The sequence below is a fragment of the Lysinibacillus sp. NPDC092081 genome, assembly GCF_044755845.1.
Classification (GTDB): domain Bacteria; phylum Bacillota; class Bacilli; order Bacillales_A; family Planococcaceae; genus Lysinibacillus.
Genome location: NZ_JBIVRU010000009.1, coordinates 133,307 through 158,614 on the forward strand (window position 1 = coordinate 133,307; position 25,308 = coordinate 158,614).

At 36.8% G+C, this 25,308-nt stretch carries 26 protein-coding genes; 11 read left to right on the top strand and 15 right to left on the bottom strand.

Going from position 1 to position 25,308, the window contains the following annotated elements:
* Positions 1-3: 3 nt before the first annotated feature.
* Entirely contained in the window at positions 4-1,119 is a 1,116-nt protein-coding gene (locus ACIQLB_RS14795) for a GAF domain-containing sensor histidine kinase (RefSeq protein ID WP_400727056.1), read from the bottom strand.
* Positions 1,120-1,351: 232 nt separating this feature from the next.
* Here ACIQLB_RS14795 and ACIQLB_RS14800 point away from each other — a divergent pair, with 232 nt between their 5' ends.
* The 3 genes from ACIQLB_RS14800 (at position 1,352) to ACIQLB_RS14810 (ending at position 5,422) form a co-directional block, all read left to right on the top strand.
* The gene (locus ACIQLB_RS14800) at positions 1,352-1,777 is read left to right on the top strand and encodes a disulfide oxidoreductase (RefSeq protein WP_370080976.1); all 426 of its coding nucleotides are present in this window, start codon (positions 1,352-1,354) and stop codon (positions 1,775-1,777) included.
* 55 nt (positions 1,778-1,832) lie between these two features.
* Entirely contained in the window at positions 1,833-2,672 is an 840-nt protein-coding gene (locus tag ACIQLB_RS14805; RefSeq protein ID WP_400727059.1) for an RluA family pseudouridine synthase, read from the top strand.
* A 587-nt stretch (positions 2,673-3,259) separates the two neighbouring features.
* Positions 3,260-5,422 (top strand): 5'-nucleotidase C-terminal domain-containing protein, encoded by a 2,163-nt coding sequence (locus tag ACIQLB_RS14810; protein WP_400727062.1) that lies wholly within the window; start codon positions 3,260-3,262, stop codon positions 5,420-5,422.
* 50 nt (positions 5,423-5,472) lie between these two features.
* Here ACIQLB_RS14810 and ACIQLB_RS14815 read toward each other — a convergent pair whose 3' ends face one another.
* Both ACIQLB_RS14815 and ACIQLB_RS14820 read right to left on the bottom strand, forming a co-directional pair.
* Positions 5,473-6,303, bottom strand: coding sequence for an aldo/keto reductase (locus tag ACIQLB_RS14815; protein WP_400727065.1), 831 nt, complete (start codon positions 6,301-6,303; stop codon positions 5,473-5,475).
* An 87-nt stretch (positions 6,304-6,390) separates the two neighbouring features.
* Complete coding sequence (locus tag ACIQLB_RS14820; RefSeq protein ID WP_400727068.1) at positions 6,391-6,564, bottom strand: hypothetical protein; 174 nt, start codon at positions 6,562-6,564, stop codon at positions 6,391-6,393.
* Positions 6,565-7,040: 476 nt separating this feature from the next.
* Here ACIQLB_RS14820 and ACIQLB_RS14825 point away from each other — a divergent pair, with 476 nt between their 5' ends.
* The gene (locus ACIQLB_RS14825; protein ID WP_400727071.1) at positions 7,041-7,886 is read left to right on the top strand and encodes a VOC family protein; all 846 of its coding nucleotides are present in this window, start codon (positions 7,041-7,043) and stop codon (positions 7,884-7,886) included.
* 196 nt (positions 7,887-8,082) lie between these two features.
* On the opposite strand, the gene trmL is transcribed toward ACIQLB_RS14825, so the two are convergent.
* Together trmL and queG are read right to left on the bottom strand one after the other, a co-directional pair.
* On the bottom strand, positions 8,083-8,556 hold the full coding sequence (gene trmL / locus ACIQLB_RS14830; protein ID WP_049668897.1) for a tRNA (uridine(34)/cytosine(34)/5-carboxymethylaminomethyluridine(34)-2'-O)-methyltransferase TrmL: 474 nt from the start codon (positions 8,554-8,556) through the stop codon (positions 8,083-8,085).
* Between the two features lie 14 nt (positions 8,557-8,570).
* Positions 8,571-9,701, bottom strand: coding sequence for a tRNA epoxyqueuosine(34) reductase QueG (gene queG, locus ACIQLB_RS14835; protein ID WP_400727074.1), 1,131 nt, complete (start codon positions 9,699-9,701; stop codon positions 8,571-8,573).
* A gap of 59 nt (positions 9,702-9,760) precedes the next feature.
* Here queG and ACIQLB_RS14840 point away from each other — a divergent pair, with 59 nt between their 5' ends.
* Both ACIQLB_RS14840 and ACIQLB_RS14845 read left to right on the top strand, forming a co-directional pair.
* Positions 9,761-10,450, top strand: coding sequence for a B3/B4 domain-containing protein (locus tag ACIQLB_RS14840; protein ID WP_400727076.1), 690 nt, complete (start codon positions 9,761-9,763; stop codon positions 10,448-10,450).
* A 15-nt stretch (positions 10,451-10,465) separates the two neighbouring features.
* Positions 10,466-10,975 carry a hypothetical protein gene (locus ACIQLB_RS14845; RefSeq protein WP_400727078.1) on the top strand — a complete coding sequence of 170 codons (510 nt, stop codon included), beginning with the start codon at positions 10,466-10,468 and terminating at the stop codon, positions 10,973-10,975.
* 104 nt (positions 10,976-11,079) lie between these two features.
* On the opposite strand, the gene ACIQLB_RS14850 is transcribed toward ACIQLB_RS14845, so the two are convergent.
* The gene (locus tag ACIQLB_RS14850; RefSeq protein WP_400727080.1) at positions 11,080-11,745 is read right to left on the bottom strand and encodes a hypothetical protein; all 666 of its coding nucleotides are present in this window, start codon (positions 11,743-11,745) and stop codon (positions 11,080-11,082) included.
* A gap of 837 nt (positions 11,746-12,582) precedes the next feature.
* Here ACIQLB_RS14850 and ACIQLB_RS14855 point away from each other — a divergent pair.
* A complete protein-coding gene (locus ACIQLB_RS14855) occupies positions 12,583-14,169 on the top strand; it encodes a catalase (RefSeq protein WP_400727082.1) in 1,587 nt (528 codons plus the stop codon).
* 86 nt (positions 14,170-14,255) lie between these two features.
* On the opposite strand, the gene ACIQLB_RS14860 is transcribed toward ACIQLB_RS14855, so the two are convergent.
* The 3 genes from ACIQLB_RS14860 to nagB all read right to left on the bottom strand — a co-directional run bounded on the left by ACIQLB_RS14860 (position 14,256) and on the right by nagB (position 16,769).
* Complete coding sequence (locus tag ACIQLB_RS14860) at positions 14,256-14,657, bottom strand: cytidine deaminase (protein WP_400727084.1); 402 nt, start codon at positions 14,655-14,657, stop codon at positions 14,256-14,258.
* A 49-nt stretch (positions 14,658-14,706) separates the two neighbouring features.
* Positions 14,707-15,609, bottom strand: a complete 903-nt coding sequence (locus tag ACIQLB_RS14865; protein ID WP_400727086.1) for a S66 peptidase family protein — start codon at positions 15,607-15,609, stop codon at positions 14,707-14,709.
* Positions 15,610-16,055: 446 nt separating this feature from the next.
* Positions 16,056-16,769, bottom strand: a complete 714-nt coding sequence (nagB, locus tag ACIQLB_RS14870; RefSeq protein WP_400727113.1) for a glucosamine-6-phosphate deaminase — start codon at positions 16,767-16,769, stop codon at positions 16,056-16,058.
* Positions 16,770-16,964: 195 nt separating this feature from the next.
* On the opposite strand from nagB, the gene ACIQLB_RS14875 reads away from it, so the two are divergent.
* Positions 16,965-17,708, top strand: coding sequence for an arylamine N-acetyltransferase family protein (locus ACIQLB_RS14875; RefSeq protein ID WP_400727088.1), 744 nt, complete (start codon positions 16,965-16,967; stop codon positions 17,706-17,708).
* A 97-nt stretch (positions 17,709-17,805) separates the two neighbouring features.
* On the opposite strand, the gene ACIQLB_RS14880 is transcribed toward ACIQLB_RS14875, so the two are convergent.
* On the bottom strand, positions 17,806-18,156 hold the full coding sequence (locus ACIQLB_RS14880; RefSeq protein WP_400727090.1) for a VOC family protein: 351 nt from the start codon (positions 18,154-18,156) through the stop codon (positions 17,806-17,808).
* Positions 18,157-18,382: 226 nt separating this feature from the next.
* Here ACIQLB_RS14880 and ACIQLB_RS14885 point away from each other — a divergent pair, with 226 nt between their 5' ends.
* Genes ACIQLB_RS14885 through ACIQLB_RS14895 form a run of 3 tightly spaced genes read left to right on the top strand, consistent with a single transcriptional unit; the run spans position 18,383 to position 20,509 of the window.
* Positions 18,383-18,979 carry a TetR/AcrR family transcriptional regulator gene (locus ACIQLB_RS14885; protein ID WP_400727092.1) on the top strand — a complete coding sequence of 199 codons (597 nt, stop codon included), beginning with the start codon at positions 18,383-18,385 and terminating at the stop codon, positions 18,977-18,979.
* Positions 18,980-19,675 (top strand): SGNH/GDSL hydrolase family protein, encoded by a 696-nt coding sequence (locus ACIQLB_RS14890; RefSeq protein WP_400727094.1) that lies wholly within the window; start codon positions 18,980-18,982, stop codon positions 19,673-19,675. It begins immediately after the preceding gene.
* Positions 19,676-19,693: 18 nt separating this feature from the next.
* Positions 19,694-20,509 carry an SDR family NAD(P)-dependent oxidoreductase gene (locus tag ACIQLB_RS14895; RefSeq protein ID WP_400727115.1) on the top strand — a complete coding sequence of 272 codons (816 nt, stop codon included), beginning with the start codon at positions 19,694-19,696 and terminating at the stop codon, positions 20,507-20,509.
* A 235-nt stretch (positions 20,510-20,744) separates the two neighbouring features.
* On the opposite strand, the gene ACIQLB_RS14900 is transcribed toward ACIQLB_RS14895, so the two are convergent.
* The 5 genes from ACIQLB_RS14900 to ACIQLB_RS14920 form a co-directional block, all read right to left on the bottom strand.
* The gene (locus tag ACIQLB_RS14900; protein ID WP_400727096.1) at positions 20,745-21,029 is read right to left on the bottom strand and encodes a hypothetical protein; all 285 of its coding nucleotides are present in this window, start codon (positions 21,027-21,029) and stop codon (positions 20,745-20,747) included.
* Between the two features lie 200 nt (positions 21,030-21,229).
* Positions 21,230-21,916 (bottom strand): ABC transporter ATP-binding protein, encoded by a 687-nt coding sequence (locus ACIQLB_RS14905; RefSeq protein ID WP_400727098.1) that lies wholly within the window; start codon positions 21,914-21,916, stop codon positions 21,230-21,232.
* Position 21,917: 1 nt separating this feature from the next.
* Entirely contained in the window at positions 21,918-22,952 is a 1,035-nt protein-coding gene (locus ACIQLB_RS14910; RefSeq protein ID WP_400727099.1) for an ABC transporter permease, read from the bottom strand.
* A 143-nt stretch (positions 22,953-23,095) separates the two neighbouring features.
* Complete coding sequence (gene thpR / locus ACIQLB_RS14915; protein ID WP_400727101.1) at positions 23,096-23,656, bottom strand: RNA 2',3'-cyclic phosphodiesterase; 561 nt, start codon at positions 23,654-23,656, stop codon at positions 23,096-23,098.
* Between the two features lie 348 nt (positions 23,657-24,004).
* Positions 24,005-24,991: an S-layer homology domain-containing protein gene (locus tag ACIQLB_RS14920; RefSeq protein ID WP_400727103.1), complete on the bottom strand. Its 987-nt coding sequence runs from the start codon at positions 24,989-24,991 to the stop codon at positions 24,005-24,007.
* Between the last annotated feature and the right edge of the window lie 317 nt (positions 24,992-25,308).

Sequence of the window (25,308 nt, forward strand, 5' to 3'; positions counted from 1 at the left end):
CCCCTAATATGGCAAGCGGATTAATAGCTCTGTTCCTTTGCCCATTTCACTAACCCAGTCAGCTTTGCCACCAACTGATTTTGCACGATCCTTTATGGACTGCAAGCCTATCGAAAGTAGCTTCGTGTTATGATCGATGACGAAGCCTCGTCCCTCATCACGAATAACAAGTAAAATATCTGTAGAAGTGACCGTAATATAAAGTGCAGCCTCTAGCACACCAGCATGACGACGAACATTATTAAGTGCTTCCTGGGCTACCCGAAATAATGTTTCTTCGATACGTGAAGGGAATTGCAGTACACCTGAGACCGTTACATGAAGCTTTAAGCCAAGCATTTCAGCATACACTTTTATCGCTTCAAGTAAACCATTTTCTAATCCTTTTGGACGGAGCTGCCAAATGAGAGCACGCATTTCTGTTAAGGCATCCTGTGTTAAGTGTTGAATCTCCTTAAACGTTTCCTTCACATCACTATCGTTTGTCATTTCAATACCAGCTCTCGCCGTTAATGTAACTGAAAAAAGTAGCTGATTCACGGAATCGTGTAAATCTCGGGCTAGACGATTGCGCTCCTTCACAAGCGCCATTTCCTGCTCCTGCTTTGTCAGTAAAATACGCTTAATGGCTGATCCCATCTGAAATGCAACCGATTCAAGTAATGCTAGCTCTTCCTCTGAAAACCGCACGGTATCCTTCGATGCAACATTTAAGACACCAAAACGCTCTTGTCCAGATTGAAGAGGCACTGTTGCATGATGTGTAATGCCTTCGTGATCGCCAACATTTGCTGCAATTGCACTTTCAATACGTTGACATTCAATAATATTTGAGGCTTTTTTTAATTCCTCATTACGATAGCGGGAAACACACCAACAGCCTCCCTTTTCTAAATAATGGCAATTTTTATACTCCAATGCTTCTGGTAAATTGACATGAACCACTAGCTCTGACCGTCCTTTTTCATCGATAAAAAAAATCCAGCCTGTTTCAAAATTAGTGCCATTTAAAAATTTCACAAGTGCTCCTTTTAACATCGACACAATTTCAGTTTCTTCGTTTAATAACTCTGCAATCTCTTTTAAAATACCAATATTGGAATGATCATTGTCCCTCACAAAAACACCTCTTCTTTGGCATTACTAATTTTAATGATAACATTTCAAAGTCTGGAACGTCTGCCTCAGCCGTTCATACTTTAGACTGAAATTTTTTAGCTTCTTTACGGACGCAATTAGGCCTCGGCATAATTGATAAAAATATACCTTATTTTGGGTAAGTTAATTTACATATAAAACTAGAACAACTATAATCGAACAAGTACATGGTTATACTAAGGAGAGAATTTATATGTCTAAAAAAGTGGAAAATGGCTTATTATTTATTTGGATTGTCTCTGTCGTTGCAACACTGGGTTCCTTATACTTTTCTGAAATTCGTCATTATGAACCTTGTAAAATGTGTTGGTACCAACGAATTTTCATGTATCCAATTGTCATTATGACGACTATTGCCTTTATTCAAAAAAACGCACGTATTGCTGTAACAACTGCTGTTTTTGCCATTATGGGAGGCAGTATATCACTTTACCATTATGGTATTCAAAAGCTTAGTTTTTTAGCTGATACTGCACCATCTTGTGGTCTTGTTTCATGTACTGGTCAATATATTAACTGGTTAGGTTTTATCACAATCCCATTTTTAGCGCTAACTGCATTTATTTTAATTGCAGGGGCAAGCTTTTATGTAATGAAGGCTGCTAAAACAGCAAAATAATTATGAGACCGTGTTCTACATTTGGGAATACGGTCTTTTCTACGGAGGAAGATTTATGTTTCAATATGAAATAAATACGAATAATTTGACAGTCGAGGATCTATTACGCAATCATTGGAGACTCGGTAAAAAGCTAGTCCATGAATTACGAATGGCGAAGGCTATCACATCAATGGACGGAGAGCCTATTCAGTGGAATGATCCACTCCAAGTAGGCACAACAATAAAATTTACATTCCCTATTCCGGCATCTAATTATCAACCGACACCAGTTTGTGCAATTGATGTCGTCTATGAGGATGACCATTGTTTGATCGTTTCTAAACCAAAAGGCATGTCGACACATCCAAATGATGCACGTGATACCCACACTTGTATGAATCATGTTATGGCTCATATTAAAGAGCAAGGTGGCATTTATGCGGAGCATGTCCATCGTTTAGATAAAGGGACACAAGGTTTGTTACTTGTAGCAAAGCATCCTTTAGCAAAGTCAATCTTTGACCGTATGATTGAGGAAAAATCTATTATTCGAACATACGCTGCAGAAGTGCAAGGGAATTTACGCTCTACATCTGGCACGATTTCTGAAGGAATCGGAAAAGACCGACATCATGCAACAAGACGTGTCGTTTCAAAAACTGGACAGCACGCAGTTACACACTATGAAGTTGTAGCGCGCTATAAAAGCTCTTGTGTTGTCCACCTAATTCTTGAAACAGGAAGAACACATCAAATTCGCGTACATTTAGCACATATCGGTCATCCGATTATTGGAGATACAATGTATGGCGCAAGAGAAACAGCAAGTGATGATTATGAGCTCCATGCTATTCAATTAGAATTCGAGCATCCATTTTTAAATAAACAAATCGTTGTAAAAGATCAGCAATAATTATCGTACTGCACCTTGAATTGTTGCGCATAAGCTAACAATTCGAGGTGTAGTTTTTTTATGCTCAAATTTACATTGAAGACATTGTATCTATCGAGAAAAGTAGTTTCTTTTACTTATAATTGGTTCTCACCATAACGTGGGGTTGATTTCCGTTCCGACTGGGCGCTTTGTTGCTGTCGCTTCGCTTTCGCACAGATAAAACATTGTTGCTGTCGCTTCGCTTTCGCACAGAGCAGAGCCTCCTGGGGGCGTCGGGGCAACAGGATGTTGGTCACGAATGTTATCACAGGACGTGATGGTTTTAGCCTTCGTTCCCCTATCGCTGATCCCCAAGGAGTCGCTCAGTCTCCACTCCAATCAACTTATATACATAGTATACGTTTCAATAAATGTCATACCCAATTTTTGGTTATGATCCTTATAATTCTAAAAAAGTATAAATATATTATTTTACATTTCTTTCATCTATTATTTACAGTAAATTTATTATACATTTCCATTATTGGTAATGACGGAGGTTTTTTTTCATGATAGAATAGAGTAAATTGTCAGTCATCTGACATATTATGAGGAGGAATTCATTGATGAAATGGGTTAAAAGTATTGCAGCAACAACTCTAGTTGCGAGTTTACTAGCTACACCAGGTTTTGCCGCACATGCAGCGGAAACAACACCAACAGCTAAGAAAGATGGTTTTAATTTAACAATTCTACACTCAAATGACACGCATGCACACGTTGAGGATGCTCCAAAGCGCGCAACAAAAGTAAAAGAACTTCGTGCTGCAAATGCAAATTCACTTCTTTTAGATGCTGGTGATGTTTTCTCTGGTACTTTATACTTTAACGAATTTGCTGGAGAAGCTGATATGAAGTTAATGAACTTAATGGGTTACGATGCAATGGCATTTGGTAATCATGAGTTCGATTTAGGGGCTAGTCCAGAAGGACATGCTGCACTTGCAAAATTCGTTAAGGGCGCAGAGTTCCCATTACTAGGGGCCAACCTAGATTTTTCAAAAGATTCTTTATTTGATGGCTTACAATTTAAAACAATCACAAAAGACTTTGAAGACGGTAAAATTTATAACGGTATTATTAAAGAAATTGACGGAGAACAAGTAGGTATTTTCGGCTTAACAACAGAAGAAACACCTACGATTTCAAGCGTTGTTAACGTTCAATTTGCTAACTATATCGATTCTGCGAAAAAAGCAGTAGCAGAATTTGAAAAGCAAGGTGTGAACAAAATTATCGCAGTTACTCATATAGGCTTCGATGACTCAGCAGATTGGGATAATGACCAATTACTAGCGAAAGCTGTAGAGGGTATTGATGTGATCGTTGGTGGCCACACACATACACCATTAAACAAACCTGTGAAAGCTGAAACACCATTTAAGAACCCAACAATTATTGTTCAAACAGGTCAATATAGCGAAAATTTAGGTGAATTAGACCTAACATTCGACGATAACGGTGCCATTGTTGACTACCTTGGTCAATTACATCCTTTAAAGGATGTCAAAGCTGACGCTGAGGCTGAAGCACTTTTAGCTCCATATAAAGAGAAAATTTCAAAAATGTTAAATCAATCAACAGGCAATACAGCTGTGTCACCACTAAATGGCGGTCGTGGTCTTTGGGGCGTACGTGCTGGAGAAACAAACCTTGGTAACTTAATTACTGATGGTATGCTTGCTGGTGCTAAAAAAATCGATCCAGAAGTACAATTTGCCTTCCAAAATGGTGGTGGTATTCGCGCTGGTATTGACGCAGGAGATATCACTGTTGGCGAAGTTATGACAGTTATGCCATTCGGTAATGCACTTGGTATCGTAAAATTAACAGGTGCTGAAATTTATGATATTGTTGAACATAGTGTGAAAGAGTTCCCGAAAGAATCTGGTGGCTTCCTACACTTCTCTGGTTTACAAGTAGAATTTGACGGTAAAGCACCAGCTGGTAAACGTGTAAAATCTATTAAGTTAAATGGTAAAGAGCTGGATAAAGCAACCTATTATAAAGCGGCAACAAATACATTTACTGCTAAAGGTGGTGACGGCTACGATACACTGAAAAAAGTTTATGAGGACGGCCGTGTAAGTGAACCTGGTACAATTGACTATGAAATGTTTATCGAACACTTAGATACGCTGAAAAAAGTTGATTCAAAAGTAGAAGGGCGTATTATCGCAACAATTCCATTTAAAGATATCGCAAAAGGTTCAGAAACAGAAGGCTATGTTCGTGATCTTTATTACCGTGATTTAACAAATGGTACTACTGCAACAACATATTCACCAAATGCAAACTTAACTCGTGCACAAGCTGCATCATTTATCGCACGTGCCTTAAAGCTTGAAGCAAAAGGTCAAACAACATTCTCTGATCTTGAGAATGTAAATCCTGCAACACAAAAAGAAATTACAGCACTTGCTGAAGCAGGAATTGTACAAGGTGTGAATGGTAAATTCAATCCTAATACAAAAGTAACTCGTGCTCAACTTTCTTTAATGTTTGCTCGTGCATATAACCTACAACACGATGCAAAAACTGGTCTAAAAGCTGATTTCAGTGATATTTCTCAATACAACGCTGAAACTCAAAATGCTATTGCACTTATGAAAGACTTAAAGATTGTTAGCGGTGTAAACGGCAAATTTATGCCTAGTAACAATGCGACACGTGCACATATGGCAAAAATGCTTTCTAACTACATTCCTTTTGTAAAGGAATCTAAATAATACATTTAAAAATCCCGCTTCTCAAATTAGAGAGCGGGATTTCTATTGCACTAAAAATTAAATTTAAAATTATCAGGATCCTGCCCAAATCGTTCATTACGATTTAACGCAGCTATTTTATCCATTTGAGCTAGTGTTAATTCAAAATTAAAAATCTGTGCGTTTTCCTCAATACGACTAGGTGTCACAGTTTTTGGAATAACAAGTGTATCATTTTGTAAATGCCAGCGCAGCACTACCTGTGCAGCTGTCTTCCCTATTTCGCGACCAATTTCCATTATCGTTGGATTATCAAGCACACCACCACGACCTAATGGAGACCATGCCGTAACAGCAATTCCATGCTCACTACAAAATGCTCGTAATGCGTCTTGCTGTAAATATGGATGTACCTCTACTTGATTGACCATCGGTGCTATATTTGCTTTAGCTAATAGTTTTTGTAGATGATGCTCATGGTGATTTGAGACACCTGTTGCACGAATTAATTTTTCATCATATAAACGTTCAATTGCTCTATACGTTTCTTCAAATGTTTCTGGTACGGCCCAATGAGTCAAATATAAATCTAAATAGTCCATATTTAATTTCTTCAATGACACTTCAAAAGCCCGTAATGTTGCATCATAGCCTTGATCATTATTCCAAACTTTTGTCGTCACAAAAATATCCTCACGTTTTACGCCTGAATGACGAATAGCTTCGCCCACCTCAGCCTCATTACCATAAAGAGAAGCCGTATCAATAGCTCGGTAGCCAAATTTAAGAGCTTTATCAATAGCCTGTAAAGTCTCATCACGCTCTGTCATTTTGTAAACGCCTAAGCCAAAGCGAGGTATTTCCGCATCGTTTGCTAATTTTTTAGTTGATTGTAAATTCAAGAATAACAACCCCTTTCTTTTCCTAGTTCCATTATACAAAAAATTGGTTTTAAGAAATATAAGGAAAATTTTCGGGGTAATTTCTTATTACTCTTTCGCTTCCTCTTCATAATCATCTACTTGGATAGGGTCTGGAATTCGATCGTCTTCTACAAGCTCTAGACCATCACGCAAATGCTCCATCTGCTTTCCTAAATCCTGTAAATCTTTAAAATTTCTAGCCATTGTACCGTTTTCGATATTTGGAACTTTTTTTTCCATTATTATCACCTCTCTTATAGTTTTCCCGAAATAGTTATTTCTGAACCATTTCTGACATATTTTATTCCACTATGTCGTTTCATTTTTATAGTAGATAGTCTATACTAAAAAGAGATGTCTTTATAAACATGAGGAGGGTTCTTCCATGAGTTTAATATTAATTATTGGTGTAACTGTTGCGTTCTTAACTGCAATTTTCACTGCTGGTTATGAAGGCGACTATAAAGCAGACAAATAATATCTCAAGAAAATCACTAAGCATGATATATGCTTAGTGATTTTTTTGTTGTTGAAAAAATATTACGTCAAAGGGAATAAGGTCTTTGGCAATGTGAGGAGTTGATTTCCGCTTCGATTACTTCTCATATTTTTTGGAACAATATAATTACTTGACATTCTGTACTTTATAAAATAAACTTACTTACATAAAGTAAGTTGATAATTAATAATAACTATAATTTCGGAGGTAATTTACTATGCATTTTCATGAAAAACCTAACACATATGTCACAAATGTTGAAATTAAAGTGAGCGATTTACAACGTTCATTAACTTATTATCAAGAGGTAATTGGCTTTAAAGTTTTACATCAGGAATCTCATAGAGCAACTCTAACAACTGATGGCAAAACAGCATTACTGACAATCATCCAACCCGAAACAGTAGAAGAAAAAACGAGCTTAACAACTGGACTTTATCACTTTGCAATTTTACTGCCTACTCGTCGTGATTTAGCGAATATTATTACTCATTTCCATAACAATGGCGTATACTTTGGAGCATCTGACCATGATGTAAGTGAAGCACTTTATTTAAATGATCCTGATAATAATGGTATTGAGGTTTATGCGGATCGCCCTGAAAATGAATGGACTTGGCATTTCGACCAAGTGCATATGGTGACTGAACCTCTTAAAATCCATTCTATATTAGAGGAAGGCGATGGTAGATGGGATGGCCTACCAGCTGATACGGTTATGGGACATATTCATTTATCAGTTTCTAATTTAGCTGCCACAGAGGAATTTTATACAAAAGGATTAGGATTTGAGATTGTCACTCGCTATGGAGCACAAGCTTTATTCATCTCAACTGGCCGCTATCACCATCATATCGGTTTAAACACTTGGCACTCTGAAAACGCACCAAGGCTTGGTAAAAATCAAGTTGGCTTAAAAACATTTTCACTGCGTCTAGATAATGAAGAGCAAGCAGCAACAATGAAAGAAAGTCTTCGTGCAATTGGTGCACCTGTTACTGATATAGATGGAGGTTTCCAAACAGAAGATCCATCAGGTATCGCTGTTTTATTGAAATTTTAAGAGGGATTTGACGGGCTTTCCGTCGGTTTGAGGGTTGTATCCGTCGCTTCTGGGGTTCTTTCCGTCGCTTGACGGGTTGTATCCATCGCTTGCGAGGTTCTTTCCATCGCTTGCGGATTCTAACCATCACTTTTCGAATCCCTTCACGTCTAATAAAAAAGCAAAAGCAGTTCTCCTCATGGGAGAACTGCCTTTTTTAATGTAATCCTGGATATCCTTGTTGGCGCAATGCTTCATAAATAACAATGGCTGCTGTATTCGATAGATTGAGTGAACGAACATGCTCACTCTGTGGAATTCGTAAGCACATATCTTTACGCTCATAGGCAAAATCCTTTGGCAAGCCAGTCGTTTCTTTTCCAAACATAAAGTAAATATCACGATCTTTATCACTAAAATCATGTGTCGTAAATGGCTCTTCACTATATGTCTCAATTAAATAAACGTCGCCATTTTTGGATGCCTCTAAAAAATCCTCTAGCGAATCGTGATACACGACATTGACACTATGCCAATAATCTAAGCCAGCACGTTTTAGCATTTTATCGTCTGTGGAAAAGCCCAGAGGACGAATTAAATGTAGTGACGTATTTGTACCAGCACATGTGCGTGCAATATTTCCTGTATTTGCTGGGATTTCTGGTTGATATAAAACGATATGCAATGGCATAACGGTACACTTCCTTAACTAAAAAATTGTAAACCTTTGTTAATTTCAACGAGTACTTCCTCGTCTTGTTCTTGTGCTTTTGCCTCAAGTAATGCAGATTGGGCCTGCTCTCCGCCTATCTTGCCTAATGCCCATGCTGCCGTTCCTCGAATAACAGGTCGTTCATCCTTTTCAAGAAGTGCTACTAAATCTGGTACCGCAGCTTCTTCTTTAAAGTGCGCAAGTGCCAAAATAGCATTGCGTTGAATTGGCTTTTTCCCCCGCCATGAACCAGAAACATGTCCAAATTTTTCTTTAAAGTCACGATTTAAAATTGTTAAAAGTGGTACAAGTAATGGCTTTGCAAGCTCTGGATCAGGTTTAAATTCTTCATGTATCCAGTTAATCTTTCCTTTATTCTTTGGGCATACGGTCTGGCATGTATCACAGCCATACAAACGATTACCAATATGAGTACGAAACTCATCAGGTAGCATTCCCTTAGTTTGCGTTAAAAAGGCTATACAACGCTGAGAGTTTAGCTGTCCTCCCTCGATTAACGCCCCTGTTGGACAAACATCTAAACATAAGCGGCAATCCCCGCATTCATCCTCCATAGGCTGATCAGGAGCAAAAGGGATATTCGTGATTAGCTCGCCTAAATATACATAGGAACCAAACTCGGGCGTAATAATCGAGCAGTTTTTCCCGCTCCAACCTATCCCTGCACGCTCTGCAACTGCCCTATCTACAAGTGCACCCGTATCAACCATAGATTCAATACGAACACCTTCTATGCGCTCCTCAAGCCAGGCTGATAATAATTTCAAGCGCTCACGTAACGCTGTATGATAATCGACACCCCAGGATGCGCGGCAAAAAATCCCGCGTCTTGCTCCCTTCTTGCCTACAGGTGCATTTTGCATACGCGACGGATAGGCTACAGCTATCGCCACAATGCTCTCTGCTTCCTCTAACAATTGTAGGGGTTCGGTACGTTTTTCAATATCGCTTTCTTCAAAGCCAGACTGATAACCAAGCTCTTGCTGACGACGCAGTCTATTTTTTAATTCTGTAAATGGAGCTGCTGTTGTAAAGCCAATTTTATCTACACCAATGGACATTGCATACGCCACAAATTCACGTTGTAGGTCATGTATGTTCATTTTATTTCCAACTCCTTACATGGTACAATAATAGAAATAGATAAAGTAGGTGATGTTTTATGGACATTTCAATTAATCAATCTCTATTGACACAACATCCCGAGCTTAAAATCGGCATTATTCATTATACCAAAATTGTCGTTGCAGAATCGCCTCAAATGATTAAAGGTCGCATGCAATTGTATCAGGAAAATCTCTTTTTAGAAATGCAAGATAGTCCTGTAACGCAACGAGAGGGTATCGCAGAATGGCGACAACTATGGAAAAAGCTTGGTGCAGATCCGAACCGCTATCGTCACTCAGCAGAAAGCTTAATGCGCCGAATTAGTAAGCAAAATTATTTAACACCCCTTCACTCTGGTGTTGATTTAAATAATTTCTTCTCCCTCCAATATGAAATTCCAGTAGGCTTATATGATGTAGCTAAACTAAAAGGAATTATAGAAATCGCACTTGGCAACGAGGACACTGGCTATGAGGGCTTAAATGGTCGTTTTAATGCATTAAAAAATATCCTTTATAGCTATGATGATGAAGGAGCATTTGGGTCACCATTTGTCGATTCTAAACGTACGTCTGTTTCAGAGGAAACGAACGAGGCTCTACATATCTTCTACCTCCGCCCTTCATTATCAGAAGAAAATGCGGAAGAGCTTCTTGCTTCTGCTGGTAAGATGTTTAATCAAATTCATGGCGGCAATTATAAAATGGCCTTATTAACAAACATAGCACCATCTACTACACTGTAAAAAGGATGTGTTTTCATGATTAATCTTGCAGAAGCCGTTAAGCTAAAAAGTATTTTAGCAAAAAAAGTTCAAGAGCTCGTTAGCGAATTACATCGTAGCGCTTTTGTAACTGTTGAAAAAGGACAAGCACCCAAAACAAGTAATCGTGCAATGACAGTAATTGAAGCTGAATTAGCTCAAGTACGTCTCGATGTTCGTACATTGGATCGTTTAGTATATGAAGCAAATATAAAAAACACAGTAGACTTTAAAGGGGACAAACTGGCATTAGTTGAAGCAATTGAGCTCGCAACACAGCTCCGTGCAGATGCCGAGCTTTGCAAAGATTTTAGTATGCATGAAAAAGAGAGTGTACGCATGGGCTATGGTGAAAATACAATGCTTTATGAAATTGCTATGTATGAGCCAGATGCGTACCGTGAACGTGCTATTTTATTAGAAAAAGATGCACATAAACTATCGAATCTTATCAATGCGAAGAATTATGGTGTTGAAATTAACTTCGATGATTCTCGTTATTTCTAATCAGATCGTAAAATACTAAAAAAAGCATCCTTTTTGAACTGTACCTCCAATTGTTAGATTGTGTCTAACAATTGGGGTGCAGCTCATTTTGGGATGCTTTTTTTCTATTTTATTAAATCGAAATTAATTCCAAATTTCCCTAAATCTGAATCAGCGATAAGAAAAGTTACATTATAATTAGTATTAGGATCAGTATATGTATGAGTAGCTTTATTCTCATCATCAGCTATACCTAATTCATCACCAAGTTTATCTACATTCAACCCTAATACATAAGCAATTGTTCCAGCAGAAGCAAGCCCTTCTCCCCATTCATCTGCATCTTCATTTACTTCGTTTTCTGGCATTGCTTCTATAGAAATACCATATCCAATTATTTTTTTATCATTATTATATTTAGCTTCTACTTTATAATGGCCTTTATATTTTTTAAAATCAGTTTCCAATAAGATTTGTGAGAAAGTATTATTCTCCTCTTTATTCAGTTCGCTAGTTATTGGTTCTGAAATCTTGTCTATTACGATTGGCTCTTCCGCATCCTGTTTTAATATATCCACTCTGACATTATATTTTTCAACAAACTTTTCAACAGCAGCCTTCGATTCAGGATCAACCTCTTCATATTTTACTGGAACAACTTTCTTTTCCTCAGCTGGTTCTTTCTTTACAACATCTTCTTTTTTTACATCTTCCTCTTTTTTCTTCTCTGTTCCCTCTCCGGAACATCCAACTAGCATAACTGCTAGTAGTAAAAATAAAGCTTTCTTCATTACCTTTTTCCCTCCAAAATGCATATACATAAAAAATATACTTTACTAGATTCAATGAAATAGAATTATATTACAAAAAAATCCTGAAATATTATTTCATCTCTTCCTATTACAATTCTGACAAAATCAGGTTTACATTACCATAATTATCATTCGCCATTTTTCGACATTTTGGTAAAATAAAAACTTTATGTTGTACATTGAAATAACTAAAGCAGGTATTCTATACGCTCGATTGCACCGAAGAAAACATCCATTAAAAATCAATAAAGCCTTGTATTTCAAGGTTAAAACTATAAAAAACAGGAAAAGAATGTACAGGAATAAATGAATTCAAACATAAAATAATTTTGACATTTATCTATTACATGTCACTGAGAGTCTTTCGAAAATTTGTAACAAATATGAATTTTTGCTCGTTATTAGAGTATGGAATTTAATTAGTAACGATTTACACTGCGTACATACTGATGAATCAGAGCTTTTCATATCATTAGAAAATGTATACAATAGGTTATGGAGTCGATGAGACTTCATATCGAATTGGATGTGCTGTTTTCAAAACTAGCTTTTTGGAGCTAACTTTAACGAAACCAATGACAAGTTACCTGTTACTGTATGACCAATGACTAATAACCAACTATAAGCAATGGCCATACCTGTGAACTTAATAAATCATTCGAAAACGCCATCCAAAAGCTCTCTTACATCTTGTGTGTAGGAGGGCTTTTTAAATTCAAATATACTCTAACTCATCTGTTGTGCAGGATGTTTTTTCATGACTATTTCTCCCCTAACATGGACAGAATGGCTATATCAAAAGAAAGGGGTTATCCAATGAAAAAACAGCATGATTCAACAAACGAGCATGACATGACTTTGACAAATCGACAGGGGCACCCTATTACTAACAATCAAAATATACGAACGGTCAGTAATCGAGGACCTGCAACACTTGAAAACTATGATTTTATAGAAAAAATAAGTCACTTTGACCGCGAAAGAGTTCCTGAGCGTGTTGTTCATGCGCGAGGAGCAGGAGCACATGGCTATTTTGAGACATACGGTGTTGTTGGGGATGATCCTATTTCGAAGCATACAAGAGCAAAAGTATTTCAGGATAAAGGGAAGCAAACGCCTGTTTTTGTGCGCTTCTCAACAGTTATTCATGGCGGCCATTCACCAGAAACATTACGTGATCCTCGAGGCTTTGCTGTAAAATTCTATACAGAGGATGGTAACTGGGATTTAGTCGGCAATAATTTAAAAATCTTCTTTATCCGCGATGCTATGAAATTCCCTGATATGATTCACGCCTTTAAGCCTGATCCGATTACAAATATTCAGGACGTTGAACGCTTTTTTGATTTCTGTGCAAGCTCACCAGAATCCTTCCATATGGTGACATTCATTTATTCACCTTGGGGTATTCCTGCGAATTATCGAATGATGCAAGGCTCTGGCGTTAATACGTATAAATGGGTCAATAGTGAAGGTCAAGCGGTCCTTGTAAAATATCATTGGGAACCTTTACAAGGCATTAAAAACTTAACACAAAAAGAAGCAGAAGAAATCCAAATGAAAAATTTTAATCATGCCACACAAGATTTATATGATGCAATTAAAAATGGCGATTATCCTGAATGGGAGCTTAACGTCCAAATTATGGAGGATGGTCCACATCCAGAGCTTGATTTTGATCCACTAGATGATACGAAGCTTTGGCCTAATGATCAATTCCCGTGGTATCCAGTTGGTAAGATGGTGTTAAATAAAAATCCAGAAGATTATTTTGCTGAGGTTGAACAGGCTGCTTTCGGTACTGGAGTACTTGTAGACGGATTGGATTTCTCAGACGATAAAATGCTACAAGGTCGTACCTTCTCTTATTCTGATACACAACGTCATCGTGTAGGTGCAAACTATTTACAACTCCCTATCAATGCTCCTAAAAAACGAGTGGCAACCAATCAAAACGGTGGTCAAATGCTGTATAAGCGAGATTTAGCTCCGGGGCAAAACCCCCATATTAACTATGAGCCTTCGATGTTGAATGGTTTAAAGGAAGCTACTCAATCGGCTAAAGAATATACGCCACTCGTGGAAGGCAATCTCGTTCGGGAATCCATTGATCGTCAAAGTAATACGAAGCAAGCCGGAGAAACCTATCGTAATTTTGAGCAGTGGGAGCGAGATGAGCTGCTTGAAAACTTAATTCGTGATTTAGCAGTCTGTAATATTGCCATTCAAGAAGCGATGATTGCATTAGCACAGGAAGCAGATGAAGAATACGGTCGCTTGTTAAAAGAAGGATTACAAAAAGCTCGAAATGATTCATCTTCATCAAAGCCACTTGGCAATATTGCTGGTGATGAAGCACCTGAAAAGGCTGTAGATGAAGGTCATGACGCAGAGCCTTATTAAATCAAAAAGACATTACATATTTTCACAACAAATATGTAATGTCTTTTTTTAGTTATTCCTTATTACGATAGAAAAAAACTTTTTAATTACTTTTCGTATGCTTTATACCAATGATATGGTTGTATTTCTTTCAGTGTTTTAAATATCAATTCACCATTTGGATTAGTGATAGCCGCTTTTACATTTTCACCCCAGTAAAAAAGCCTTTCTTGACATACACCACAAGGAGTTAACACAGTAAATACAGAATTTTCGTCTTCTCTGGCAATACAAATACTATGAGTAACCTTCGTATTAAGTTTATGCGCTTCAAGTATTGCACCAGTTTCCATGCACAATTCAGTAGAGGCATTGATAACGTCCGGTGCTACGCTCGTTAAAATCTGACCATCTTCAGTATATATTGCTGCAGCACCACCCCAACCAGAAGGATATCTTTTTTCGATCAATTCTACCGCCGACTGATATAGTTTTTGCTCAATATCCATCTTCTTCCCCCTATTTTTAATCAATTTAACATAACATAAGATGCTTCTTTTAATGCACACCAGGCAAAATCTTCAGTTTCTTTTCCTGTGCATCTAAAATAGCATCTACTCCTAATGGAATAGCAATATTCGTTGAATCATGGCCAATTTTAAAGCCTGCTACAACTGGGACGCCTAAATCCGCAAAATAATCCTTCATTAAAGTAAATAGTGCCGCTTCATCTGCTTCTGTTTGTGTAAAGGAACCGATCACAACACCTGCTAACTGTTCAAGCTTTCTCGCCTGCTTTAATTGCTGCAGCATCGCATCGATTGTTGGAATGGTTTCTGCAAGCTCCTCAATCAATAAAATTCGACCTTCTGTGTGAACTTCAAATTTTGTTCCTAATGTATTAACAAGGCGACGTAAATTTCCACCAATAATCTCTCCACGAGCTACACCAGGTGCAATCGTTGTTAATGGGGAAATATCCTCCGTATACTGTAATTCCATCGGTGAAAATAGCTGTAAAAACATTTTCTTTGATAAATCATCTAGTCTTCCTACAGACATAAGTAGCGGTCCATGAAACGTCACTAAATTAGCAAATTCGTTAATCGCGCAATGTAAATATGTAAGATCAGAGAAGCCCCAGAAGATTTTTGGATTTTCCTCAAGTAGTCCGTAATCAATCTTTTCAGCAATTCGCGCAGAGCCGTAGCCCCCCTTGACACAAAAAATTGCCTTTACCTCTGGATTTCTTACCATCTCATGAAAGTCAGCCAGACGCTCCTCATCACTACCTGCCAGGTAATCGTGCTTTGCCTGAATAGTATCCCCAATTATATAGTTAAGACCTAAATCGTCAAGAAAGGCTATAGCATCTCCTAGCTTTTCGGGCTCTACTTTACTTGATAAAGCCACAAGGCCAACTGTATCGCCTTTTTGTAAATGTGGTACGGTGCTTTTCACACTAACCCCTCCTATAGTTTTTCTTATTCTAGCCTATAGATAATATTGTAGCATTGATTTATAGGGAAGCTAGTGCCTATACATCTACCTTCCGGGTGAATGTCCCTCTCTTTGATGGGTCTTTCCTTCGCTCTGATTTTATTCCGTCGCTTTGATTTTATTCCGTCGCTTCGGCTCTTCTTTCCGTCGCTTTCGCCTTTCCATCCGTCACTTTGACTGTTCTATCCATCGCTCTGGCTGTTCTATCCGTCGCTTTGATTTCTTTCCGTCGCTTCGGCTTTTCTTTCCGCCGCTTTCGCTTTTCCATCCGTCACTTTGGCAGTTCTATCCGTCGCTCTAATTTCTATCCATCATTTCGCCAGTTCTATCCGTCGCTCCTATCCGTATCTTCGAACTCAAAATAAAAAAGCGCAGACTTCAAATAATATAAAGTCTACGCTTAATTCCTATTTTGTTCCGCCGTAAATAACCGTTACATTTGGATGATTTAATAATTGGCTTGCTGGGAAATCTTCAGTGACGATACCACTTTTTAATTTTTCCATAGCCTCTAGTTTTTTTTCACCAAATGCAATTAACACGATTTCCTTAGCATGCATAATAGATTGAATACCCATTGTAATAGCATGTGTCGGTACATCCTTAGAATCATCAAAATAAATTGCATTTTCTGTGCGTGTAGATTCAGTTAACTCTACAATATTAGTTGGTGAACCAAAAGGTGTACCTGGTTCGTTAAAGCCAATATGTCCGTTAACGCCTATACCTAGAAGCTGCAAATCAATTCCTCCCGCTTCCTTAATTCGGGCATCATAAGCCTCACACTCAGCATTTAAATTTTCTGCCTTACCATTTGGTAAAAGTATATTTTCTTCCTTAATATCTACATGATTGAATAAGTTCTCATGCATGAATGTCCAATAACTTGCCGGACTTGATTGATCAAGACCTACATATTCGTCTAGGTTAAAGGTCATCACGTCGCTAAAAGATATATGTCCAGCTTGTTGGCGTTTCACTAATTCCTTATACATTCCTACAGGAGAACCACCAGTTGCTAATCCTAAAATACTCGCTGGCTTTACTTGTAATTGTTTAGTGAAAATATCCGCTGCTACTTCGCTCATTTCATCGTATGAATTTACTTCTAACCATTTCATTTCGCTTGTCATTCGTATACCTACCTTACAATCATTATTATTAACTAAAATAACGGGAAATATTTCTCTATATAGTAGCTAATATTTTCATTTTACAAGTTATTTACCTACTTTTCTATTATTTTCTTTCTAATATTCACGTGTATTCTCAAGCTATTTCGGTTATGTTATTTAGTAAGGAAGTGAGGAGATTTTATGAATTTACAAATACAGCAATATTTAAAGCTTATTCAATTTCAAGGATCTTTAGAGCCATCTATTAAGCTACTTGGTCTGCTTCAAACAAGACATTTACATACCATTCCTTATGAGAACTTAGATGTTGCCTTGAAACATGGCATCTCCTTCGCTATCCCTGACCTTTTTCAAAAAATCATTATTCAACATCGCGGAGGTAATTGCTTTGAACTAAATATTTTATTTAGTTGGCTACTTCGCGAACTCGGCTTTTCTGTAACTAATCGCTATGCACAGTTTTGGCGCAACGTTGAAGTAGATGCTCCTGTTGAGGATGTACCTATGCATCAGCTATTGCTGGTCAATTTCGCTGGCCAATCATATATTTCAGATGTAGGCGTAGGTGCACTAGCCCCTTGTAAGCCCATTCCACTAATAGCTGGGCATCAACACCGTGAAGGTAATGAATTTTATAAAATTGAACGCGATGAAGTGAACGGCTGGATGCTGTACGAACAAACAACACATAATTGGCGTTTACTTTATAGTTTTTTGGACGACGCTAACGATGCAAAGTTTGCACCCAGACTTTCTAAACAAAAAGATAAAATCGCTATGATTCGTACCCCTCGCGGACGACACACAATGCTTAACAATGAATTCCGAATATACGAGGGACAATCCCTAACAACCTATATAACTCATAACGAAAAGGAATGGCGACAAGCACTTCATCGTTTTTTTCATATTTCACTAGATTAGCTGCTTCATGATAAAAAGCAAGTCTCCTCGTAAAAATTGGAGACTTGCTTTTCCTGTGGCTACATTTAATTGACCATGCCAATTCACAATCGTTTGATTATTTGTTTTGAATTAAGCCGAAGTCAAGCCCAGTTGGATCTACCATATAAGCAAGATAAAACTCATCAAACTCCATCTTGTCACGAACAATGATTGCACCATTCTGTTTAGCTTTAGAAATGGCTTCATCGATAGAGTCCACTTCAATTTGAATACGTGTTCCAAAAGGATAGTCATGTGGCCCCTTTCCAATACCGCCGTTAATCCCTGATTTTTTATCATCCCCGGTTGTTACAGCCCAATATTCCCAATTAGGTGCAGCTACCTCCCAACCAAAAACCTCGGCATAAAACTCAGCTGCTTTTTCAGGCTTCTGACTATTCAATTCAAACTCTATTACTCTCCCCATCTAATTCCCCTCCTGATTTTGAAGCATAATTTATAGTTCAACAGTTTAGTGAATATTTCCTTCAATCAATTATGTCTAAGTATAAAGGTAAGAGACTCCTGTAGCTGGCGCTGTCCGTAGCAATTGTAAAAACTTGATGACTTAGGTGTTTAACTATTCATTAATTAATAAAATATTGTATAATCAAATTAGAACGACCGTTCAAATGTTAAGAAGGAGTAAATCATTGAACAAAAGACGTTATGATAGCGAGAAAGCAAAAATTGAAATTATGGAACATGCGGTTAGTTTGTTTTCTCAAAAAGGCTATAATCAAACATCAGTTGGAGATATTTCAACCGCTTCAGGCTACAGTAAAGGACATATTTATTACCATTTTGAAAATAAAGAGAAGCTTTTTGTTCTTTTAGCGCAACAAACAATGCAAGATTGGCACAACAAATGGCTGCAAGAAGATTGTACCTACTCCACGACAACAGAAAAATTATATGGCATGGCCATGCATGTTCTCTATCATTACCAAACACCTTTATTAAGATCAGGGCAAGAACTAGCTTCCAATCCAAAATCGAACCCTGAATCAGTGCAACAATTATACAATTTAGCGATTGTACCGATGGGCGCTTATCGTGCGATCCTTCAAGAAGGAATTGATAGAGGGGAATTTGTTGATGGAAATATTGATGAGTGGACAGTTCTACTAGGCACATGGCTAGGGGGGTTATGTCAGCTTACAAATAATCAGGAGCTTAAAGCACTAGAACCACTCTTTAATCAGGCAATAACTATTTTTTTAAAGGAAATAAAAATAGGTGGGATATAAATGAAAATTGCATGTATAGGAGACAGCTTAACAGAAGGTCGACCAGGTGTTTCATTTTTTAATCTACTAACGGTAAAACATCAACATATCGAATTTGATAATCTCGGTAAACCAGGTGAGACAGTAAAAAGCTTATACACTCGTTTGGAGAAATCGAAGCTTGCTACTTCTTATGACCTCAGCTTTCTTTGGATTGGTGTCAATGATGTCTACTCTAAACTTTTGAAAGTACAGGCACAGCCAGTTACAAAAGATCATCAAGAATTTAAAGATTACTATGTAAATTGTTTAGAAATGATTTTAGCATCCTCTAAACATGTCGTTTTAGTAACACCAGCTTTAATAGGAGAGGCGATAAAAAACACTCCTAATAAGGAATTAAAAGAGCTCTCCTCCATTATTCAGTCCATTTCTTCTAAGTATACAAATGTTAGCTTTTTAAATATGCAAGAGGTGTTTGCGCATCACTTGGAAGAAGTTAATAGTTCGGCTTATATGAACACCAATGTTATGCGAGTAATGAAAGATGTACTGTTTTATAAAAACCCTTTGCGCATTGACCGATTATCCAAAAAGAGAGGGCTACATTTAACGTTAGATGGTGTTCATTTAAATAGTAAAGGAGCAGAACTTGTCGTTGGGGAATACACAGCTATCATTGAACAGCTTCAATTGCAGGAAACTACTGTCCATTAGGAAGTCATACGAGGGGTGATGAATATGAGAAAGGTTGCGATTGTTACTGGTGGTGTATCAGGTATAGGGAAGGCTATCTGCAAAGAGTTAGTAGATCGTAATGTATTTGTCATTATTGCGGATATCAACGAACATGATGGACGTCTTCTAGAGGCAGAATTAAATAAAGATGCTTCGAATGCTCAATTTATAGAATTAAATGTAACCGATTACAAAAGTGTTGAACGTGTCATTACAAATGTTTTTGAGGAATTTCAAAGATTAGATTATTTATTCAATAATGCTGGTATAGCTATGTACGGTGAATTTTATGATATGACGATGGACCAATGGAAAGACATTGTAGATATTAATTTATGGGGCGTTATATATGGTACTCAAGTTGGCTATCCAATCATGAAGGAACAAGGTTTTGGACATATCATCAATACGTCATCAGCAGCTGGATTGGGGCCATCTCCTATATCTGCGGCATATTCAACTACGAAGCATGCTGTTGTGGGCTTAACGACATCACTACACTATGAGGCTGAGGAATATGGCATCAAGGTAAGTACGCTATGTCCGACTTTTGTTGATACACCTATTTTTGATAAAGCAACAGCTATTAATATCGATAAATCAGTGATGTCCAAACAATTGAAAAAGCAAAAAATGATGTCTCCACAGCAACTAGCCAAAATCACTATCGCAGGCGTACACAAAAATAAGCCAATTATTTGTCCTATGCCAATGCGTAAAACAATGGATATTGTATTTATGATCTTCCCTTCAATACACAGGACATTAATGAGAATGGTCTGTAAAGTAAGCCGTAAAGCTCGATTCACATAAACATTCTAAATGGTAAAAAACCGCTATGCTTTTCCGCCGGCAAGGCACGAGCCGCATCAGGGCAAAAAATAGGATGTTGGGCACGAAGGCATATGTCTGTATGTCTCCTTCGCTACATTTTCATTTACACTTCATCGCAAATACAATTCGTAGGAGTCTCGCGGCTTTTTACCTTTATATTTAAGATAACTAAAACACTGAACGGAAAAACCCCTTTTCAGAGACAAGTAACTAGTTATTTATGCTCTTTTTCATCTTTCTTATAAATTCCTAAGATTAATATAATAACCCCGATAACAAAAATTAAAGGAAATAAAAACAGCATAATCGATGCTACCCAACCATTACTAACCATCGTTCCATACACTACGCCAATAACAAAAGATAAGAATGGTGCAAACGCAAGCATTGTAATGATACCCCAAATGATATATTTCCCTTTCTCCGATTTCCCTTCGGTTAATTGGAATGCCGCTATTAAAGCTACTAATACAATCAATAAGGCAATAACAAACGCCATTTCAAGTCACCTCCTTCTTTCCTTCTATAATATGCTTCATTAGTTTAGTGATTTGGTAACTTAACACTAGGCTTATAAAAAAATTCATAATTGCGCCCAGTCGGAACGGAAATCAGCCCCACAATATGGCGAAGTGCCTGTTTCATCAAAAAAATACCACAACCATCAAAAAATGTGGTTGTGGCTCTTTACTGTTCAATCTAAATGACCTCTTGCAAAATAACACCGTCGCTCATTTTAATAATTCGATCCGTATAAGCAAGCATTTCTTCATCGTGTGTCACCATTAAAGTAGTAATGTTTAACGTTTTAGTCAAGTCTCTTATTAGCAACATAACCTCTTTTGATCTTTGTGAATCTAAGCTTGCTGTTGGTTCATCTGCGAATAGAACTTTCGGTTTATGAATGATTGCTCGAGCAATCGCAACACGTTGCTTCTCTCCACCAGAAAGTGAAGAAGGATAAGCCATTTTTCGATGATCCATCCCTACTAATTTTAGTATTCGATCAACTTCATTTTTTTGTTCCTGCTTCTTTAATTTTGATTCAGAAACATCTAGCATTAACAGCAGCTGCTCCTCAACTGTAAGAAAAGGTACAAGGTGCGCAAACTGAAAGACAAACCCAAATTTACTTGCTCGCACTTTTCGAACCTCTTCTGGGCTCATGATGGACATATTTTCCCCCTCAAATGTAACATGCCCCTCTGATGCAGGTTGAAGTCCAGCAGCTATTGTCAGAAGTGTACTCTTACCAGATCCAGATGCACCGACCAATGCTATTATTTCTCCTTCTTTTAGAGAAAGATCTATTCCCTTAAGTATTTCCTCTGCTATTTCGCCATTCGTAAACGTTTTTCTAACTCCGTCGATTTCAAATAAAGTCATATTAAGCCTCTCCTTGCTGTATCGCTTGTAATGGTTGAATTTTTTTAATTTGGATGCCTGAAATTGTAGCACCAATAAATCCAATGATTAGGAATACGATCGATAATTGTGTTGTTGTCATAATTGTTAAAGTGAAAGGCATTCCTTTTGGTGCTATCAGATTAAATGCTTGGCTAAAGGCTACCGACAAAATAAGTGAAATAACTGTAATGATAGCCATCTGTGTCCATATCATTTTGAATAATTTGCTAGTTTTCACACCAATGGCCTTCAAAATTCCGTATAAACCGATTTTTTGAACATTCATCATATAGAAGAAGATCGCAAACAGCATCCCACTAATGACTACTAAAAACCAAACAATCATATTTAAAGACATTTGTTCTGCATTATAGCTTGGAATTGTATTAAGAAACGCTTTATTTGAAAATGAATCTAATCCAGCAAATTCTTTTGAAGAATCTCCGTCTGGTACGAAAATCATCTGCATTTCATCCACACGGTAAATTTCTTGATAATCCTCTTTATTAATATAGGCAACAGGTGCATGACTATATTTCTTTTGGTCGACAAATCCTTTTACTACAAACTTGCCACTAAATTGATTATTCGTTAATGTATCTCCTACTTTAATTCCTTTATCTTTCATTGAGCTGTCTAAGATGACTTCCTCATGTTTCACATTTTCAAATAAAACTGAATCGGTAGATGTAACAAAGGCAACGCTTTGCTGCTTATTGTCCTGATCATTTAAAAAGCCCATTTGTAATGAAAAAGCTACTGCATCTTTTTCTTTGCTCAATATTTCATTTTGTATACTGCTATCTATTTTTGACAAATTATAAGTTTGATCTGCATCCTTATTCATATAAAATTGACCTTGTGGTAAATCCTTAATTAAAGCGGCATTATCTTGTGACAATCCGTTCGCCAAACCAGAAATAATAAAAGTTAATAAACTAACTAGAAAAACAATTGAACCTAATATTAAAAATCTTACTTTATTCTTCTTAATTTCTTTCCAGGCAAGATTCATAGTGAATTCCTCCATTCCTTTTTACATCCTTAGCATAAAATCCTTAAATGAACGGAAGATGAACTAATCATTAAAAATAAAATATTTTAAGGCAAAAAAGCTCATAAACCTTTTCTTTTTTAGGTTTACGAGCGATTGTAATATTATTGGCCATCTAAACGAATGACAGCTTTTTTATGATATTTTGGCGTTTCCTCTATTTTTGACTCGTACAAAATCACTTCTTCTACTAGAAATTCTGGAAGCTGAAAATTTTCTTCTAGCAATGCTTCGAACGGAAATTTCCCGTATCCTTCATCCCATTTCCTTGCAACCGTTATATGTGGTAAAAATGGCTTCTTATCTAATTCAAATCCAGTCTTCATACAATCACGGTATACTATTTCTCTCACAAAGTTTATTTGCTGAGATTCGAGCAGATTAACCCATAAAATTCTTGGGTATTCTTTTCTCCCAAAAGTATTGAACCCTTGAATTTTTAATTCGAATGGAGGAACATTCAGAAGATTTCTCTTCGTTTCATCCATTACATCCTGTAATTGCTCTTCATCCGCATGACCTAAAAAAGCCAATGTGATGTGATAATCTTCCTGATGAACCCACCGTTTAAAATGAAAATCTGTCTTCATTTCTTCACATCTCACTTTAAGAGCTGCTTTAATGTCTGCAGGAAGTGGAACTGCAATAAAAAAGTGTCTGTTCATTGTTCTCACCCTCTCTATTTATTATACAAACATTTAGACATCTACCTCTAAAACGGGGCTTTTCCTATTATCTTCAACTTTAATTTTTAAAATATACTAAAGGACTATTCGAAGTACCTTAGAGAGTACTTTCTTCGAATAGCCTTTATTGTATTATGCCTGTGCTATTTCTTATCCCAGCCCAGACATCCATAGCGAAACAGCCTTTTCTTTAAGACCGACTAACCTTTCCGTTAACAGTCAGCTACGATAGTCATATAATAGCAAAAATAAAAAGAAGGACTACAGCATATAAAATTACGCTGTAATCCTTTTACATTCACTTAATTTTGTTCTTGAATTTAATCATCACCATGCCGAATATCCAAAATCAGCACTAAAATCAACAGTTGATTTATCGCTTATTTCAATATTTCTAATTTGATGCTTATAAATTGTCATAGCATTAGCTTCAAAAATTTCATAATTATAATCACCAAATAAAGTTTTCAATTGATCGTGCGGATTTAAAGCTTCTAATAAGTTTCTATGCGCATTTTTAGATGAAATAACGGCAATATAGTTACCTGTAGGTAGATTATTAAAAGTATAATTCCCATTGGCATCAACTAAAGTTCTATATACATCCTTTAACTCATTTTTTCTTTCTAACCAATTAAATAATTCTTGTTTTGTATAACTTGGATATGTAGCATTCGTTGGGAATAGGTAAATTGCGGCACCTGTATCTCCTTTAGTACCAATAAAATCGTTATATTTCCAAATTACTGTACCTTTTAAAGTACCATATCCCTTACTTGTATTATTATTCGATGTAGGTTTTTTACCTGTCTTTAAATAGCTGTCTGTTCTACTGATAAATGTTTTTAAGTGATCTTGTGTTAATTTATTATTAGGCTTAAACGTGCCATCTGGATAGCCAGTCGTAATTCCAGCTGCCACTAATTGTTGAATTGCACTATAAGCACTATCATCTTTCTTTACATCTTTGAATGTCTCATTTCCCGTAGGTAACTTTGATCCAAATGCTCTTGAAATAAAGAGAGCAATATGTGCTCTAGTTAATTCTTGTGAAGGTTTGAAAGTGCCATCTGGATATCCGTTTATAATCCCTCGATCAACAGCCGATTGAATATAACCGCTAGCATAGTGACTTTTCGGAACGTCTTTGAATTGTGTTTCTCTTTGAGTGCCATCTAAACCAAGTAATTTTCCGATTTCAACAATCGCCTCTGCACGATTCGATAATTTTTCTGATGCTTTCGCCTCTAAAACATTAAATGACAAAACAGACAGAATCAATGCAAAAAATAATGAATACAATACTTTCTTCACTTCTTATTTCCTCCTTTAATTAAATACGATATAGTTCAATCATATCATAATTAGTTTTATAATATTATGTAAATTTAATTATAAATTTCCAATCTTAGATAAATTACTTTTAGCATATCTGTAAGGTAAATCATTAACTAATTTTTTCTCCACCATCTCTATTTGAGAGGCAAACAATACATTAATATGCCTAGTTACTTTATCGCGTCTTTATAGTTTTATGGTTCTAAGTCAAATGTTGGGGTGCACTAATCTCTCAGCACGTTAGCCCAAATGAACTCCGATTTCTTTATACTTTAAATTTAATAAGATTTTTG